The sequence below is a fragment of the Cupriavidus sp. MPR-AND1C genome (assembly GCF_058809705.1).
The window spans coordinates 1-1,138 of the sequence record NZ_JBXASU010000195.1 but is presented as its reverse complement, the minus strand read 5'-3'; the positions used below and the strand labels follow the sequence as shown (position 1 = coordinate 1,138).

Genomic DNA, 1,138 nt, shown 5'->3' with positions numbered 1-1,138 from the left:
GCCGAAGCTGCTCGCATCGCTTGCCAGCCCGCCACCCATGCGCGCCAGTGCTGCCGCACCGCCGCCCGCCTTCACGGCGCCGCCAGCCCGCTGGCTTGCGCTCTTGGGCTGCCACACCTTGAGGAACAGCGTCAGCGACACCAGGCTCACCAGCGCCGAAGTGATGTCCGGCAACTCCGGCCCGATATGGTTCGAGGTGAAATACTGCGTCACCGAGAAGCTCGCGCCGGTCACCAGCGCCGCCGGCCACGTCTCTTTCACGCCGCGCTTGCCGTCCATGATGAACACCAGCCAGAACGGCACCGCCAGCGACAGCAGCGGCAATTGCCGGCCGGCCATCGCGCCGATGTGCATGGCATCGATGCCGGTCACCTGGCCCGCCACGATGATGGGAATGCCCATGGCGCCGAAGGCCACCGGCGCGGTATTGGCGATCAGGCACAGGCCCGCCGCATAGAGCGGGTTGAAGCCCAGGCCCACCAGCAGGGCTGCGGTGATGGCCACCGGCGCACCGAAGCCCGCGGCGCCTTCCAGGAAGGCGCCGAAGGCAAAGCCGATCAGCAGCATCTGCAGGCGCTGGTCATCGGTGATGGCCAGCACGGACGCGCGGATGATGTCGAACTGCCCGGTCTTCACCACGATCTTGTAGAGGAAGACCGCGGTCACGATGATCCAGGCGATCGGCCACAGCCCGTAGGCAAAGCCGAAGCCCGCGGCGGCGAGCGCCTGCGGCACCGGCATGCCGTAGGCGAAGATGGCCACGCCTAGCGCAAGGAGCAGGGTGATGGCTGCTGCCACGTGGCCTTTCATGCGCAGCACGGCCAGGGCGAGGAAGAAGAACAGGATGGGTAGCGCTGCTGCTAGCGCGGACAGCCACAGGCTGCCTAGTGGTGTGTAGGTCTGGGTCCAGGGTTGCACGGTGGGTCTCCTCCGGGGATTGTGTTTGAGTGGAATGGATTGGGGCGTTTTGTTGCTTGCGTTTTTTTGTCTGGTTTTTGTTGGCTTGGGGCTTTGTCGATATTCTTTGCGGTGACTGCGGAGTCAAAGGCTTAACGTCAAAGGCTTAAAGTCAACTGCAGTTTCACCACCCCTGCGGGGCGGCGACCTACTTTCTTGTCTTGCCAAGAAAGTAGGCAAA

At 64.1% G+C, this 1,138-nt stretch carries 1 protein-coding gene; it reads right to left on the bottom strand.

Features of this window, described 5'->3' with window-relative positions; translation table 11 throughout:
• Positions 1 to 918: lactate permease LctP family transporter (locus AC1RWI_RS37960; RefSeq protein WP_492870879.1), on the bottom strand; the 918-nt coding region annotated here is incomplete at its 3' end.
• Positions 919 to 1,138 lie beyond the last annotated feature (220 nt).